The 16,328-nt window shown below is 63.4% G+C and carries 10 protein-coding genes; 9 read left to right on the top strand and 1 reads right to left on the bottom strand.

From position 1 onward, the window contains the following. Positions 1-106: 106 nt before the first annotated feature. Complete coding sequence (locus GRB80_RS13195) at positions 107-2,623, bottom strand: penicillin-binding protein 1A (protein WP_161423876.1); 2,517 nt, start codon at positions 2,621-2,623, stop codon at positions 107-109. Positions 2,624-2,897: 274 nt separating this feature from the next. On the opposite strand from GRB80_RS13195, the gene pilM reads away from it, so the two are divergent. The 9 genes from pilM to GRB80_RS13150 all read left to right on the top strand — a co-directional run bounded on the left by pilM (position 2,898) and on the right by GRB80_RS13150 (position 16,138). Further along, positions 2,898-3,959 carry a type IV pilus assembly protein PilM gene (gene pilM / locus GRB80_RS13190; protein WP_161423875.1) on the top strand — a complete coding sequence of 354 codons (1,062 nt, stop codon included), beginning with the start codon at positions 2,898-2,900 and terminating at the stop codon, positions 3,957-3,959. Then, entirely contained in the window at positions 3,956-4,543 is a 588-nt protein-coding gene (locus tag GRB80_RS13185; RefSeq protein WP_161423874.1) for a PilN domain-containing protein, read from the top strand. Before pilM ends, GRB80_RS13185 begins: the two co-directional genes overlap by 4 nt. Then, positions 4,540-5,163: a type IV pilus inner membrane component PilO gene (locus GRB80_RS13180; RefSeq protein ID WP_132042769.1), complete on the top strand. Its 624-nt coding sequence runs from the start codon at positions 4,540-4,542 to the stop codon at positions 5,161-5,163. Before GRB80_RS13185 ends, GRB80_RS13180 begins: the two co-directional genes overlap by 4 nt. Before the next feature lie 38 nt (positions 5,164-5,201). Continuing rightward, entirely contained in the window at positions 5,202-5,696 is a 495-nt protein-coding gene (locus GRB80_RS13175) for a pilus assembly protein PilP (protein ID WP_237561993.1), read from the top strand. Positions 5,697-5,792: 96 nt separating this feature from the next. Then, positions 5,793-7,952: a type IV pilus secretin PilQ gene (locus GRB80_RS13170; RefSeq protein WP_161423872.1), complete on the top strand. Its 2,160-nt coding sequence runs from the start codon at positions 5,793-5,795 to the stop codon at positions 7,950-7,952. After that, positions 7,952-8,494, top strand: a complete 543-nt coding sequence (aroK, locus tag GRB80_RS13165) for a shikimate kinase AroK (RefSeq protein WP_161423871.1) — start codon at positions 7,952-7,954, stop codon at positions 8,492-8,494. The genes GRB80_RS13170 and aroK overlap by 1 nt, the downstream gene beginning before the upstream one ends. Before the next feature lie 3 nt (positions 8,495-8,497). After that, positions 8,498-9,604, top strand: coding sequence for a 3-dehydroquinate synthase (aroB, locus tag GRB80_RS13160; protein ID WP_161423870.1), 1,107 nt, complete (start codon positions 8,498-8,500; stop codon positions 9,602-9,604). Between the two features lie 459 nt (positions 9,605-10,063). Beyond that, positions 10,064-14,515, top strand: coding sequence for a glutamate synthase large subunit (gene gltB, locus GRB80_RS13155; protein WP_161423869.1), 4,452 nt, complete (start codon positions 10,064-10,066; stop codon positions 14,513-14,515). 204 nt (positions 14,516-14,719) lie between these two features. After that, a complete protein-coding gene (locus GRB80_RS13150) occupies positions 14,720-16,138 on the top strand; it encodes an FAD-dependent oxidoreductase (RefSeq protein ID WP_161423868.1) in 1,419 nt (472 codons plus the stop codon). The last annotated feature ends 190 nt before the right edge of the window (positions 16,139-16,328 follow it).

Genomic DNA, 16,328 nt, shown 5'->3' with positions numbered 1-16,328 from the left:
GGTCTCTCGGGTTGCCAGGTATCGTAAGTGGAGAGCGGCGCGTGAATCAGTCGAGGGACGAGAGCCTCCGCGCCGCTGCCAGCGAATGCCGGGATTGGTCGAAACGTTAGAAGATTGCCTCGTAGACGCCCGTACCCTGGGAGCCACTCTGTTGTTCCACCTCACGCTCCACACGGCGTGGTTGCCGCTCAGGAAGGTGGTCGGGGTGGAAGAGCTCGCTGATGCCGCCGCTCGATACGCGTCGGCCGGTCTCGGGGTCGACGCGTGCGGTGATCAGCTCGCCAGGAGCCTCGGGCATGGCCAGGGGCTTGCCGTCGAGGGCCTCGCCCATGAACGCTATCCAGATCGGCAGGGCCGCATTGGCGCCGTATTCGGCGGTGGTGGTGTTGTCATCCTTGCCTAGCCAGACCGTGGCCACCAGATCGCTGTTGAAACCGGCGAACCAGGTGTCGCGCTGGCCGTTGGTGGTGCCGGTCTTGCCGACGATATCCTCGCGGCCCAGCTCCAGGGCACGGCGGCCGGTGCCGTTCTCGATCACATCACGCAGCATGTCGCGCAGGATATAGAGGTTGATGGGATCGACCACGCGCTCGGCGACGGCATGGCGCTCACCCTCAATCGTTACCTCCTCCTGCCCGGCGCTGCACTCGCGGCAAGCCACGACCGTCTGCGTCTCTTCTACAATCGTTTCGCCCTTGGCGACGCGCTCGATAAACCAGGGCGAGATCTTGAAGCCGCCGTTGGCCAGAATCGCATAGGCGCTGGTCATCTCCAGAGGGGTCAGGCTGGCGCTGCCCAGCGCCAGGGAGAGGCCATGGGGAAGGCGCGATTCATCGAAACCGAACCCCTTGAGGAACTCGATGGTCTCGCTGAGGCCCACCTCGCGAAGCACGCGGATGGTCACCAGGTTGCGAGATCGCGCCAAGGCATTGCGCAGGCGCATCGGGCCGAGGAAGTCACCGCTTGAGTTGACCGGGCGCCACAGCTCGTTGCTGCCGTCGTCGATCACCACCGGAGCGTCGTTGACGACGCTGGCGGCGGTCATCATGCCGCTCTCGAGCGCCGCCAGATAGATGAAGGGCTTGAAGATGGAGCCCGACTGGCGCTGAGCCTGTACGGCGCGATTAAACTTGCTGGCGTTGAAGTCGAAACCGCCCTGAAGGGCGAGAATGGCGCCGGTATCGGGATGCATCACCACCAGGGAGCCTTCCGCGTCGGGGCGCTGAGCCAGGCGCAGGCTGCCGTCGTCGCGCTCCATCACGCGCACCAGGTCGCCACGGCCGGCGATCTCGGCCGCCGAGCCTGGCTCGGCGCCGCGGTAGCGTGCGCTCTTGTACTCGCGGGCCCAGGAGAGGCCGTCCCACTCGATGGTCCGCAGCTTGCCTTCGCGCATCAGCACGCGCATCTGGCGGCCTTCACTCTCTACCACGATGGCAGGTTGGAGAAGGCCATAGCGTGGCGTGCGCTCCAGCACCTGCACCCAGTTGCTGACGTCGCCGTCGATTCCTTCGATACGGGTCTCGCTTCGCTCGGCGGCGCGTCGGGCGGTCTCCAGCACTTCGGGGGACTCCTCGAGCTCCTCCTCCAGGCCGCTGCGCTCGGTGCGATCCTGGGCCTCTGCCAGACTCGGCGGCAGTTGCTGCTCTTCCGACCCGCGCCAGCCGTGGCGGGTGTCGTAGTCGATCAGGCCACGGGCCAGGGCGCGGCGCGCCATGGGCTGGAGCTCGCTATCCAGGCTGGTGGTGATCTTGTATCCGCCGGTATAGACCTCGCTTTCGCCGAAGCGGTCGACGGCATACTGTCTCGCCATCTCGGCGACGTAATCGGCATCGACTTCGGCCTTAGCCACATGGCGCTCGGCGGTGATGGGGGCCTGCACCGCCTCATCATAGGTGGCCTGGTCGATATGCCCCAGTTCCCGCATGCGGAACAGAATCCAGTTGCGGCGAATCAGCGCGCGCTCGGGGTTGGTCAGAGGGTTGAAGCTGGAGGGGGCCTTGGGCAGGCCGGCAATCATCGCCTTCTCGGCCAGGGTCAACTCGGCCAGCGGACGGTTATAGTAGATTTCGGCGGCGGCGGCGATGCCGTAGGCGCGATGACCCAGGAAGATCTTGTTGACGTAGAGCTCGAGGATCTCTTCCTTGCTGAGCACTCGCTCCATTTGCAGGGCGAGCAGGATCTCCCGAATCTTGCGGGTAAAGGTACGGTCCAGGGTCAGCAAATAGTTGCGCGCTACCTGCATCGTAATGGTGGAGCCGCCGGACTGAATCTCGCCGCCGCTTGCTACCAGTTCCCCGGCCGCCCGCAGCAGGCCCATGGGGTCGACGCCACGGTGCTCGAAGAAGCCGTCATCCTCGGCGGCCAGCAGTGCCTGGATAAACTCGGCAGGGATTTCGTCATGGTCGATGGGCAGGCGGCGCTCTTCACCATATTCGCCGATCAACTTGCCATCGCGGGTATAGATGCGCAGTGGTGAATGCAGCTCGAAGTCCTGGAGCTGGCGCACGTCGGGCAGCCCGGGCGCAAAGTAGAGGGCGGCGCCCACTACGCCCAGGCCCGCCGCGGCGATCAGCGAGACGGTGAGCCAGACCAGGGAAAAGAGCAGGGTTCTGATAAACGTCATGAAATGGCGGTGTCCATGCTGGGAACTGGAGCGGATGTGAAGCGATGACGATACGTTGGTTGCGACATTGGTTGCCGGGCCATTATAGAAAGCCCGGCCGAGGGTCACCAGCGTTGACGATGCTAGCCCAAGGTTTACCGTGTTAGTAATGGCAAGATCATGTAACCTCATGCGACAAGACTGAGATAAACAATCGAGACCTGCCGTGGTAGAAGCAAGGCAGGCACCACGTCAAGGCAAGCATGCCGCACGACTCAGCAGGGGCAAAGCAGAGATGCGATTGATGGCATCAAGCAAGGGAGTGATCGGTGTCGATATCACCTCGGCCACGGTCAAGCTTGTGGAGCTCAGGCGAACTGGCGCCACGTATCAGGTGGAGAGCTATGCCGTCAGGCCGCTGCGCGAGGGCGCGGTGGTCGAGCGACGCATACAGGATATGGACGAGGTGGTTGACGCCCTTACCCGAGCCGTCCATCAGGCCAAGCCTCGCACCCGCAAGGCAGTGGTAGCCGTACCCGCCAGCGCAGCGATCACCAAGACGCTCACGCTACCCGCATCGCTAAGCAGCGATGAAATCGAGTCGCGAATCGAGCTTGAATCTGACAAGCACATTCCCTTTCCGTTCAGTGAAGTCGCCTATGACTTCCAGCGCCTGGGACTCAATGCGCGCTATGCCGACCAGCAGGACGTGCTGCTGGTGGCCTGCCGGCAGCAGGAGGTCAGCCAGCTGACCGACGCCGTGATGCAGTCAGGGTTGACGCCGGCAGCAGTAGATGTCGAGACCTTTGCCATGGAGAGGGCCTTCACCGAGTTGCGCCGCCAGTTGCCGGCACATGTCGAAGAGGAGGATTGCGTGGCACTGGTGGATATCGGAGCCAACATGAATACCTTCCATGTGCTGCGTCATGGGCGGATCGTCTACAGTCGTGACACCGTATTCGGCGGTCGTCAGCTGACCGAGGAGATTCGTAATCGCTACGGCCTGAGCTATGACGAAGCGGGGCTCGCCAAGAAGCGCGGCGGCTTGCCGGAAGACTACCAGCACAGCGTCCTTACTCCCTTCCTGGATACCCTGGCCCAGCAGGTCGGGCGTTCGCTGCAGCTCTACTACACCGCCGGGCGCAAGCAGGAGGTGCGTCATATGGTGCTGGCCGGAGGTACCAGCGTACTGCCTGGCCTGGCCGAGCGCCTGGCCCAGGAGAGCGGAATGGAGGTCTCCATCGCCAATCCATTGGCGCGCATGAAGGTCAACAGCCGCATCGATGTACAGACGCTTTCCGGCGAAGCGCCAGCCATGTTGACGGCCTGTGGTCTGGCATTGAGGGCGCGCTCATGACGATCGAGATCAACCTGCTGCCATGGCGAGAAGAGAAGCGGGCGCGGCGCAGCAAGCGCTTCTATGTGGCACTGGGGGGGGCGGCGCTGCTGGGAATTGCTGGAGGCTATGCCATGACCTGGTTCTATCAGCAGCAAGTCGAGGTTCAGCGTCAGCGCAATGCCTATATCGAGACCCAGACTCGTCAGTTTGACTCATCGATCAGAGAGGTCGGCGACCTGGAGACGGTTCGTGATCAGGTGATCGAGAAGGTTGGCGTCTTTACCGAGCTGCAGAACGGGCGCAGCCAGACGGTTCACGTGATGAGCGATCTGATCACCAGTCTCGAGGAGGGAGTGCATTACACCCAGTTCAGCCGACAGGATGACGGTCTGCGCCTCTCCGGGCGAGCCGAGGATAACGGCCAGGTGTCGGATCAGCTGCGCCGGCTGGGGGCGGCAGCCTCCTTTACCGAGCCGGTGCTATCGGGAGTCGAAGCCGAGGGCGGCGGGGAGCGTAGAAGCTTCAGTCTCAGCATGAGTCAGCGCATGCCCGCAACGCACGCGGAAAAGTCATCCGGCGGAACCGAGGAGGAGAGGCCATGAACCTCAATGCCGAGATGCGTCGGCTGCGCGAGCTGGACTGGCGCGAGCTCGATATCAAGGAGGCCGGGGTGTGGCCCTGGTCATTGCAGCTGCTGCTCTGTCTGTTGACGCTGGGTGTGACTTTCTTCGCCATGCACTGGTATCTGGCTGCGCCAGCCAAAGCACAGCTCGAGCAGGTCAGGGCCGAAGAGCCACAGTTGATTCGCGCCTTCAGAACCAAGGCGGCGCTGGCCGCCAGGCTTGAGCCTCTTCGTGAGCAGGTGGAGGCTCTCGAGGTGCGCATGGACGAACTGCGCGAGATGTTGCCCAGTGGTGCGGAGATTCCGGCCCTGCTCGACAATATCACCGAGACTGCCCTCGACAACCAGCTGACGATCGACTACATCCGTCTGCGTGGCACGGCGGCCCAGGAACACTATGTCGTGCAGCCTTTCGATATTCAGGTGCGTGGCGACTATCACCGTATCGCCGCCTTCCTGGCCGGCGTCGCCGGCCTGCCACGCATTGTTACCCTGCATGACATGACGTTGTCACCGGAGGGGGATAACGGTCACAACCTGCGGCTTGCCCTGGTGGCGCGAACTTACAGCTATCGGAAAGACGCGGAGGGCGACTCATGAGGGCCGGGCAGAGAGTAGTCGCAGGGAGTGCAGTCCTGTTGTTGGTCGTCGGCTGTGCCGATCCGCAGCTGACCAGTCTCGACCGCGAGTTGGCCGAGATTCGTAACAATCCCGCCCCCGCACCGGAGATCGAGCTACCGGAGATACCCGATTTCGAAGCAGTGCCCTACACATATGCCGATCTGCGCAGCCCCTTTGTGCCGCGCATGCCCGAGGAGGAGCAGCAGACTCAGGTTGCCACCGACCTGGCGCCCGATCTGGGCCGTGAGCGGGAAGCGCTGGAGGCCTATAGCCTCGGGGAGCTACGTCTGGTAGGCACCCTGACCGAGGGTGGTCAGCCCTCCGCGCTGGTGCATGCACCGGATGGCCAGGTTCACCGGCTGCGGGTGGGCAACCATATGGGGAGCGATTTCGGTCGTATCGTCAGTATCACCTCATCAACGGTACAGTTGATCGAGATCGTGCCAACCGGGCGTGGTGGTTGGGTCGAGCGCACCACGCGGCTCGAGCTCAACGGCCAGCAGAGCGGCTAGCTCAGCAGGCTCGGCAGTCAATAACAAGTGCGAACAGCGCAGCAGTTTATCATTGCTCCCGGGGAGCAACGTCAAGCAGGGGGAAGGGAACCAGCCATGCAAGCACACATTATCAAGCGTACCGTGGCGCTGCTCGCCATGTTGGCGGTCTCGGGGGCTGCTATGGCCGCGTCGACGCTCGAAGAGCTCGATTTTCGGCAAGGATCCAGCGGTGAGCTTGAGGTCGATCTTGAGTTTTCCGGCCTGGTTCCCGAGGTGCGTGGTTATCGCATTGACGATCCTGCACGGCTGACCATCGATCTGATGGAGACCGATAACCGCCTCGATCGTCGCAGCTACTCCCTGGGTATTGGCGGGGTGCAGCGGGTTACCGCCCTGGAGGCGGGCTCGAGGACCCGTCTGGTATTCGATCTCGAGGGGCCGCTGCCCTACAACACCCGAGAGCAGGGCAACCGCTTGCGCCTGGCCATTGGTGGCGGTGCCGCCGATACCGGCGTGGCGTCGACTACCGACGCGTCGACGGCTGAGCCCGCATCGTCCTCCCGCCAGCCGGTCAGTCGCGGACCAAGCGTCGAAGATATCGACTTTCGTCGTGGTAACGATGGTGCCGGCCGGCTGGTGGTCACCTTCGATCGTGCCGGCATCGATGCCCGGGTGCGCGAGACCGGTCGCAACCGGATCACCGCCGAGCTGATGGGGGTCGATCTGCCCGCCTCGCTGGACCAGGTCTACGATGTCAGCGACTTCGACACCCCGCTGCAGCGGGTGACGCCGCAGGTGGGGCGCAACGGTGTCGTCCTGAATATTCAGGGAAGTGGAGACTATGCCATGGTCTCTACCCAGAGCGGCCGCCAGCTGACCATCGAGGCCCAGCCGGTTACCCGCCAGCAGCAGGAGCGGCGGGTGCGCGAGCAGTTTCCCTACACCGGCAAGCGGATTACCCTCAATTTCCAGGATATCGAGGTGCGCTCGGTGCTGGCGATCATCGCCGACTTCACCGGTCTCAACCTGGTCGCAAGCGATAGCGTGCAGGGTCGCGTGACCCTCAATCTCGAGGATGTGCCCTGGGATCAGGCGCTGGACCTGGTGCTCAAGAGTCATGGTCTGGCCAGCCGCCAGGAGGGCAATGTGATCGTGGTGGCTCCGGCCGCCGAGCTGGCCCAGCGCGAGCAGCTGGAGCTCGAGACCCGCGAGCAGCTGGAGGTTCTGGCGCCGCTGGAGACCGAATATATTCAGGTCAATTACGCCAAGGCGAATGATATCGCCGCGCTGCTGCGGGGGCAGGATGGTTTCGGCCTGTTGACCGAGCGCGGGAAGGTGGCGGTGGATCCGCGTACCAATACCCTGCTGATTCAAGATACCGCCGAGCAGATCAGCACGATCATGGATACGCTTGAGCGTCTCGATGTGGCGGTGCGCCAGGTACAGATCGAGGCGCGTATCGTCATTGCTAGCAATAGTGCTGCTCGGGAGCTAGGCGTGAACTGGGGGGCGTCATCAACTAGCAGTGGGCGTTTTAATACGCGAGGTGCATCAACAGGAAATCCTTATATTGGTGATGGTGGGCGTCGCTACTCAGGCGGTGAGCAGTTGCAAGGCAGTACGACAACAACAGTCACGGATGGGGTTGTTCAGATTGAAAACGATGCACCTGATCTATTTAGTCGGGGTGGGCTAACTGTTGACCTAGGTAGTGCAAACCCTGTCTCAGCATTTAGCTTCGGGTATTTGTCTGGTGATATTCTGCTCGACCTCGAGCTGAGAGCGCTGGAAAGCGATGGCAAGAGCTATACGATCTCCCAGCCACGGGTGATTACCGCCAATCAGAGTACCGCGGTGATCAAGCAGGGGCAGGAGCGTGCCTACCGCGAGGCATCGGCCAGTGGCGCCTCGGCGGTGGAGTTCAAGGAAGCGGTGCTCTCCCTGGAGGTGACGCCGCAGATCACCCCGGATAATCGCATCATCATGGATGTGGCGATCACCAACGACACCTTCGGGGAGTTCAACCCTGGCGAGGAGCCGCCGATCAACAAGAACGAGATCGAGACCCAGGTGCTGGTGGATAATGGCGAGACCGTGGTGTTGGGGGGGATCCTGCAGACCGAAGAGCTGGAAAACTTTATCAAGACGCCCTTCCTGGGGGATATTCCGGTGCTCGGCAACCTGTTCCGCTATACCCAACAGAGCGATGACAAGGTAGAGTTGCTGGTGTTCATTACCCCACGAATCCTGGATGACGGTGTGGCCCTTCGCTGATGCTGGCACTACCCAACCTGATACTGATCGGCCCCATGGGGGCCGGCAAGAGCACCATCGGCCGCCTCCTGGCGGCCGAGCTTTCTCGCGACTTCCTGGATACCGACCATGAGATCCAGGACCGTTGCGGTGCCGATATCCCGTGGATCTTCGACGTCGAGGGTGAGGGTGGCTTTCGCGATCGCGAGACCTTGATGATCGACGAGCTGACCCACCGCGAGGGGGTGGTGATCGCCACCGGCGGGGGTGCGGTACTACGCGAGGAGAATCGTCGCATGCTGCGTGAGCGTGGCACCGTCATCTACCTCTTCACCACCGTGGAGCAGCAGCTCAGGCGAACCGCCAAGGATCGCAATCGTCCGTTGTTGCAGCGCCCCGACAAGGAGGCGGTGCTGCGCCAGATGTTCGGTGAGCGTGACCCCCTCTACCGTGCCACCGCCGACCTGACGGTACGCACCGATCGGCGTGGTCCGCGCTCGGTGGTCAACGATATCGTCCGCCGCTTGACGCGGCTGGTCGACCCTCTGCAAGCCAAGGCCTGAACCATGACCCAGACCCCTTCCGGCCCGCACACCCTCGAGGTGGCGCTGGGCAGTCGCAGCTACCCCATTCATATCGGCCCCGGCCTGCTCAATGAGCCCGGTGTCCTGGCCCCCTGGCTGGCCGGACAGCAGGCGATGATCGTCACCAACGAGACGGTGGCGCCACTCTACCTTGAGCGCTGCCGCGCCGCTCTGCCCGAGGGCGTGGAGGTGCGCGAGCTGGTGCTGCCGGATGGCGAGGCCACCAAGAACCTAGAGCATGTCTCGCGCATCTGGGATGCGCTGCTCGAGGCGGGCTTCAATCGGCGCTGTACCCTGGTGGCCCTGGGGGGTGGGGTGGTCGGTGACATGGTGGGCTTCGCCGCGGCCTGCTATCAGCGTGGCGTGGCCTTTATCCAGGTGCCGACCACCCTGCTGGCCCAGGTGGACTCATCGGTGGGTGGCAAGACCGGAATCAACCACCCGCTGGGCAAGAACATGGTCGGCGCCTTCTGGCAGCCGCGAGGGGTGTTGATCGATACCGATACCCTGGACACCCTGCCGCCCCGCGAGCTTTCCGCCGGGCTGGCCGAGGTGATCAAGTATGGCCTGATTCGCGATGCGGACTTCCTCGCCTGGCTGGAGCGGTCGCTGCCCGCATTGCGCGAGCTGGAACCCGACGCCCTGGCAGGCGCCATCCAGCGCAGCTGTGCGCTCAAGGCGGAGATCGTCGCCGAGGATGAGACCGAGCAGGGGGTGCGGGCGCTGCTCAATCTTGGGCATACCTTCGGTCATGCCATCGAGGCGCATCAGGGCTATGGCGATTGGCTGCACGGCGAGGCGGTGGGTGCCGGGATGCTGATGGCCGCCGAGCTTTCGGCGCGACTGGGCTGGCTCTCGGTGCGTGATGTCGAGCGGTTGCGGGTGATCCTGCGGCTGGCGGGGTTGCCGCTGGATGCCCCGGCCGGAATGGGTGTTGATGACTTCCTGTCGCGCATGCGTCTCGACAAGAAGAACGTCGACAGTCGCCTGCGCCTGGTGCTGCTGCGTGCCATGGGCGATGCCTGTGTGTATGACGCCACCCCGGAAGCGCTTCTGGTGGAGTTGCTGGAGCAGTTTCCTCGCGGCTGACCTCGTCTTTCTCTTTTGATCGCTACCTCTTTTGACCGGAACGCCCGCGCCACCTTGGTGCGGGCGTTCCTCGTCTATGCTGCTGAGTAGGCGGCTCCGGAGGAGGTGGTAGCCATTGATTGGCATGGAGTATGCGCTATTGGCATGGGTGATATGGCTCTGTTTAGACAAAAGTCTAATGCGGGATTCGTTTCGTTTGTTTTCCGTTTATGGTGATTGCAAGTGACTGAGCGGTGGGGTTTTTTTTAGCGAGCCTGAAAGGCAACACACGGATTTGTCGGTGGTTTTTGAGTAAGGAGAGGTCGCCGGTATTGCGCTGCAGTGTGGCGGCTGGCTATTCTGGGCGCACCTTTTCCGCGCAGGTCGGTGCGAGGCACTCGCCTGGCATCATGAGATAAAAACCTTTGAATATAGCATGGGGTTACTGCAAGAAAAAACCCATTTCATCGAGGCGCGCCTATGAACAGTGGTCTATATCAGCCCGGCGAGTTCCGCGACAACTGCGGGTTCGGCCTGATCGCCCATATGGAGGGGCGTGCCAGCCATGAGCTGCTGCGCACCGCCATCGAATCTCTCACCTGCATGACGCATCGCGGTGGTATTGCCGCCGACGGCAAGACCGGCGACGGTTGCGGCCTGCTGCTGCAGTTGCCCGACACCTTCATGCGTGAAGTGGCCGAGGAGGCGCTGGGCACCGCCCTGGGCGAGCGTTATGCGGTGGGGGCGGTGTTCCTGCCCGATGACGATGCCCGCGCCGAGCATGCTGCCGAGGTGCTCGAGGGCGAGCTACGCGCCCGCGGCCTGGTGATTCGTGGCTGGCGTGAGGTGCCGGTGGATGCTTCGGTGTGTGGCCCCATGGCGCTGGAGTGCCTGCCGCGTATTCGCCATCTGTTCGTGGAGCCGGGCAGAAACGGCAGCGCCGAGCGCTTCGAGGTCGACCTGTTCATGGCTCGTCGCCTGGCCGAGCAGTCGCTACGCGATGAGGAGGCGTTCTACGTCTGCTCGCTCTCCGAGAGGGTGATCTCCTACAAGGGGCTGGTGATGCCGGTGGACCTGCCGGCCTTCTATCGGGACCTGGGTGACGAGCGCCTGGAGACCGCCATCTGCGTCTTCCATCAGCGCTTCTCCACCAACACCGCGCCACGCTGGCCGCTGGCGCAGCCGTTCCGTCTGCTGGCCCATAACGGCGAGATCAATACCATCGAGGCCAATCGCGGCTGGGCCAATTCACGCAAGGAGAATTTCGTCTGCGAGCGGCTTCCCGACATTGCCGAGCTCGACGAGATCGTCAACACCGTGGGTTCCGACTCCTCGAGCATGGACAACATGCTCGAGGTGCTGCTGATGGGGGGCATGGGGCTGCACCGTGCGGTGCGCATGATGGTGCCGCCGGCCTGGCAGAACGTCGAGTTGATGGATCCCGAGCTGCGCGCCTTCTATGAATACAATTCCATGCATGTGGAGCCCTGGGATGGCCCCGCCGGCGTGGTGATGACCGACGGGCGCCAGGCACTCTGCATGCTCGACCGTAACGGCCTGAGACCGGCGCGCTGGGTGATCACCAAGAACGGCTTTATCACCCTGGCCTCGGAGATCGGCACCTACGACTATGCGCCGGAGGATGTGGTGGCCAAGGGGCGCGTGGGACCGGGGCAGGTGCTGGCCGTCGACACCGTGACCGGCGAGGTGCTGCATACCGAGGATATCGATGCCCGGCTGAAGTCGGCCTATCCCTACAAGCGCTGGCTCAAGGAAGAGGCGCAATATCTGGAGTCGTCGCTCACCGAGCTGGCCAGCTTCCATAACATGGACGCCGATGGCCTGGCCGTGGCCCAGAAGATGTTCCAGGTCAGTTTCGAGGAGCGGGACCTCCTGCTGCGTCCGCTGGGCGAGAGCGGCCAGGAGGCGGTAGGCTCCATGGGCGACGATACCCCCATGGCGGTGCTTTCCGCCAGGCCGCGTCTGCTCAGCGACTATTTTCGCCAGAAGTTCGCTCAGGTCACCAATCCGGCCATCGACCCGCTGCGCGAGGCGATCGTGATGTCGCTGGAGACCTGTATCGGTGCCGAGCGCAACGTCTTCAAGGCGACTCCCGAGCATGCCCATCGCATCATCCTGACGACGCCAATCCTCTCGCCGCGCAAGTTCACCGCCCTGGTGGAGCAGGAGGATGCGGCCTATGCCAGTCATCGGCTGCGCATGGCCTATGACCCCGAACACCACGGCCTGCAGGCCGCCCTGAGTGAGCTGTGCCGTCAGGCCACGGAGGCGGTCAAGGCGGGCAAGGTGATTCTGGTGCTTACCGATGCCGGCCTCGAGAAGGGCGAGCTGCCAATTCATGCGGCCCTGGCCGTTGGTGCCGTGCACCACCATCTGGGGCGGCTGTCGTTGCGCCCGCGCTGCAACATCGTGGTAGAGACCGGTTATGCCCGCGACGCCCACCAGATGGCGGTGCTGTTCGGGGTGGGGGCCACCGCCGTCTTTCCCTGGCTCGCCTACCAGGTGATGGCCGACATGCATCGCACCGGTGAGCTGGTCGGTAATCCCGCCGATGCCCGTGAGAACTACCGCAAGGGTCTGCAGAAGGGGCTGTTCAAGATTCTCTCCAAGATGGGGATCTCGACCCTCGCCTCCTATCGCGGCTCCCAGCTGTTCGAAGCGGTTGGACTCGACGATGAGGTGATGGCGCTATGCTTTCCGGGCATGGCCTCGCGCATTCAGGGCGCCGGTTTTGCCGAGCTGCAGCTCCAGCAGGAGCTGCTTGCCCGCGATGCCTGGGTTCCACGCAAGGGCATCAGCCAGGGAGGGTTGTTCAAGTATGTGCACGGTCACGAATACCACGCCTTCAATCCCGACGTGGTCAAGTCACTTCAGGAGGCGGTACAGGAGGGGAGTTACGCCAAGTGGAAGTGCTTCGCCGCACTGGTCAACGAGCGCTCTCCTGCCACTCTGCGCGACCTGCTTAGACTGAAGCCGGTAGCAGAGCCGTTGCCGCTCTCGGAGGTCGAGCCGGTCGAGGCACTGCTGCCGCGTTTCGACAGCGCCGGCATGTCATTGGGGGCACTCTCGCCCGAAGCCCACGAGGCGCTTGCCCAGGCCATGAACGAGTCCGGCGGGCGCTCCAACTCCGGCGAGGGGGGCGAGGATCCGGCGCGCTATGGCACGATTCGTTCCTCCAAGATCAAGCAGATCGCTTCGGGGCGCTTCGGCGTTACCCCGGCCTACCTGGTCAACGCCGAGGTACTGCAGATCAAGGTGGCCCAGGGCGCCAAGCCCGGCGAGGGCGGCCAGCTACCTGGCGGCAAGGTCAACGAGTTGATCGCACGGCTGCGCTATGCGGTACCCGGGGTGACCCTGATCTCGCCCCCGCCGCATCACGATATCTACTCGATCGAGGACCTGGCGCAGCTGATATTCGACCTCAAGCAGGTCAACCCTGACGCCCAGGTGTCGGTGAAGCTGGTCTCCGAGCCCGGTATCGGCACCATCGCCACAGGGGTTGCCAAGGCCTATGCCGACCTGATCACCGTCTCGGGCTATGACGGCGGGACGGCGGCGAGCCCGATTACCTCCATCAAGCACGCCGGTTCCCCCTGGGAGCTGGGGCTGCCCGAGGTGCATCAGGCGCTGCGTATCAATGGTCTGCGCGACAAGATTCGTCTGCAGACCGACGGCGGCCTCAAGACCGGCCTCGATGTGGTGAAGGCGGCGATCCTTGGCGCCGAGAGCTTCGGGTTTGGTACCGCGCCCATGGTGGCACTGGGTTGCAAGTACCTGCGCATCTGTCATCTCAACAACTGTGCCACCGGCGTGGCCACCCAGGACGACTATCTGCGTGACGAGCACTTCCGAGGCACCGTGGATATGGTCAAGCATTACTTCCGCTTTATCGCCGAGGAGGTGCGCGAGCTGATGGCCATGCTGGGCGTGGCCAGGCTGACCGACCTGATCGGCCGTACCGACCTGCTCGAGGTGATCGAGGGCGCGACCGCCTCCCAGCGCAAGCTGGATCTGACGCCACTGCTCGGTAACGATCATGTGCCGGCGGATGCGCCGCAGTTCTGCAAGGTGAACCGCAACGTGCCTCACGACCCGGGTGCCAAGAACCAGGAAGTATTGGCGGCGCTGGAGGAAGCCATCGCGCACGGCAGTGGTGGTGAGTTCACCTTCACCATTACCAACTGCGATCGCAGCGTGGGGGCGCTTGCCTCGGGGGTGATCGCCAAGCGTTACGGCGAGGCGGGCCTTGCGGAGGCACCTGTCACCGCACGCTTTACCGGGGTGGCTGGCCAGAGCTTCGGCGTATGGAATGCCCGCGGACTCAACCTCTATCTGGAAGGTGACGCCAACGACTACGTCGGCAAGGGCATGAACGGTGGCAAGGTGGTGATCACGCCGCCCCGTGGCAGTCGCTTCGAGAGTCACAGGACGGCCATCATCGGCAATACCTGCCTGTATGGAGCCACCGGCGGCAAGCTGTTTGCGGCGGGCACCGCCGGTGAGCGTTTTGCCGTGCGCAACTCCGGTGTCCATGCGGTGGTCGAGGGCCTCGGCGACCATGGCTGTGAGTACATGACCGGCGGGCTGGTGGCCGTGCTCGGTGAGAGCGGGGACAACTTCGGTGCGGGCATGACCGGTGGCTTCGCCTACGTGCTCGACGAGGACCGCAGCTTCGTCGACAAGGTCAACCACGAGCTGGTGGAGATCCACCGAATCAATACCGAGGCCATGGAAGCCCATCGGCGTCACCTGCGCGAGGTCATCGAGGAGTTTGTCCTCGAGACCGACTCGGCCCGCGGTCACGCCATTCTCGAGGACTTCAGTGACTTTGTCCGCAACTTCTGGCTGGTGAAGCCCAAGGCGGCGAGCCTGAAGAGCCTGTTGGCCCAGTCCCGGCGTCAGCCGGAATAAGAGGCGGCGTCAGCCGGAATAAGAGGCGGTGTCTGCCGGAATAAGAGGCGGCGTCTGCCGGAATAAGAGGCGGCGTCTGCCGGAATAAGAGCCGACAACAGCCGGAGCAGAGAGCCGGCATCAGCCTTCACCGTCAGGGTGACCTGCGCCCGTCGAGTTCGGAGCGCGGGCGGACGGTCGACAGGAACTCCAGGAGTAGAGAACATGGCTAACCGTTTGAGCAACGATTTCCAGTTTATCGAGGTGGGTCGACAGGATCCGAGCAAGAAGGATGCCCGTACCCGCTCGCGGGAGTTTGCCGAGATCTATGAGCCCTTCAGGCCCCAGGAGGCGGCGGGTCAGTCGCATCGCTGCCTGCACTGTGGCAACCCCTATTGCGAGTGGAAGTGTCCGGTACACAACTACATACCGAACTGGCTGCAGCTGGTCAGCGAGGGCAATATCCTCGAGGCGGTCGAACTCTGCCACAAGACCAACTCGCTGCCCGAGGTGTGCGGCCGGGTGTGCCCTCAGGATCGTCTCTGCGAGGGAGCCTGTACCCTCAATGACGGCTTCGGTGCCGTTACCATCGGCTCGGTCGAGAAGTACATCACCGATACCGCCTTTGCCATGGGCTGGCGCCCGGACCTGTCTCGGGTCACCTGGACCGACCGCAAGGTGGCAGTGATCGGTGCGGGACCCGCGGGGCTGGGGTGCGCCGATATTCTGGTGCGTAACGGCGTCAAGCCGGTGGTGTTCGATCGCAACCCGGAGATCGGTGGCCTGCTGACTTTCGGTATCCCCGAGTTCAAGCTCGAGAAGAACGTCATGGAGCGTCGGCGTGCGGTGTTCGAGGAGATGGGGTTCGAGTTCCGCCTGGGGGTCGAGATCGGCCGCGACATCGCCATCGACACCCTGCTCGAGGAGTACGATGCGCTGTTTTTGGGCATGGGGACCTACAAGTCCATGCAGGGGGGCTTCCCTGGCGAGAACCTGCCGGGCGTTCACAAGGCGCTCGACTTTCTGATCGCCAACGTCAATCACTGCCTGGGCTTCGAGAAGGATCCCAGCGAGTACATCAGCTTCAAGGGGCAGCGGGTGGTGGTGCTGGGTGGCGGCGACACCGCCATGGACTGCAATCGCACCTCGATTCGCCAGGGCGCCACCAGCGTCACCTGCGCCTACCGCCGTGACGAGGAGAATATGCCTGGCTCACGCAAGGAGGTGGCCAACGCCCGGGAAGAAGGCGTGGAGTTCCTGTTCAATCGCCAGCCGGTCGCCGTGGTGGGCGAGGGGAAGGTCGAGGGGGTCAAGGTGGTGCGCACCCGGATGGGCGAACCCGACGAAAACGGTCGCCGCCGCCCCGAGGTGGTGCCGGGCTCCGAGGAGGTGATTCCCGCCGATGCCGTGGTCATCGCCTTCGGCTTTCAGCCCGATCCGCCGGCCTGGCTCACCGAGACCGGCGTGGAGGTCGATGAACGAGATCGGGTCAAGGCAGCGGAGCAGGGTGAGTTCGCCTTCCGGACCACTCACGAGAAGATCTTCGCCGGCGGCGATATGGTGCGCGGCTCCGATCTGGTGGTCACCGCCATCCACGAGGGGCGGCAGGCCGCCGAGGGCATTTTGGACTATCTGGGGGTATAAGCCTCGAGCTACAAGCGCCGAGCTACAAGCAGACCCCAGGGCTTCGGGCGTCAGGGATTGGCTATTGATGGGGCGGTCTTATACCGCTGGCTTGCAGCATGACGCTCAAATTGAGCCGTTGGTCGTATTCTGCTACTCTGTCATCCCATCCTGGCGCGGCTTTCTGTCGTGCCTACCGATCACGCTTCGA

It is taken from the genome of Halomonas icarae (assembly GCF_009901955.1).
Taxonomy (GTDB): domain Bacteria; phylum Pseudomonadota; class Gammaproteobacteria; order Pseudomonadales; family Halomonadaceae; genus Halomonas; species Halomonas icarae.
Note: the sequence above shows the minus strand (reverse complement) of the source record. Positions and strands in the feature narration are given on the sequence as shown.

Bases quoted from the DNA above. Each gene is read 5' to 3' on its own strand.
- GRB80_RS13195 (WP_161423876.1), bottom strand. From the start codon at position 2,623: ATGACGTTTATCAGAACCCTGCTCTTTTCCCTGGTCTGGCTCACCGTC.
- pilM (WP_161423875.1), top strand. From the start codon at position 2,898: ATGCGATTGATGGCATCAAGCAAGGGAGTGATCGGTGTCGATATCACC.
- GRB80_RS13185 (WP_161423874.1), top strand. From the start codon at position 3,956: ATGACGATCGAGATCAACCTGCTGCCATGGCGAGAAGAGAAGCGGGCG.
- GRB80_RS13180 (WP_132042769.1), top strand. From the start codon at position 4,540: ATGAACCTCAATGCCGAGATGCGTCGGCTGCGCGAGCTGGACTGGCGC.
- GRB80_RS13170 (WP_161423872.1), top strand. From the start codon at position 5,793: ATGCAAGCACACATTATCAAGCGTACCGTGGCGCTGCTCGCCATGTTG.
- aroK (WP_161423871.1), top strand. From the start codon at position 7,952: ATGCTGGCACTACCCAACCTGATACTGATCGGCCCCATGGGGGCCGGC.
- aroB (WP_161423870.1), top strand. From the start codon at position 8,498: ATGACCCAGACCCCTTCCGGCCCGCACACCCTCGAGGTGGCGCTGGGC.
- gltB (WP_161423869.1), top strand. From the start codon at position 10,064: ATGAACAGTGGTCTATATCAGCCCGGCGAGTTCCGCGACAACTGCGGG.
- GRB80_RS13150 (WP_161423868.1), top strand. From the start codon at position 14,720: ATGGCTAACCGTTTGAGCAACGATTTCCAGTTTATCGAGGTGGGTCGA.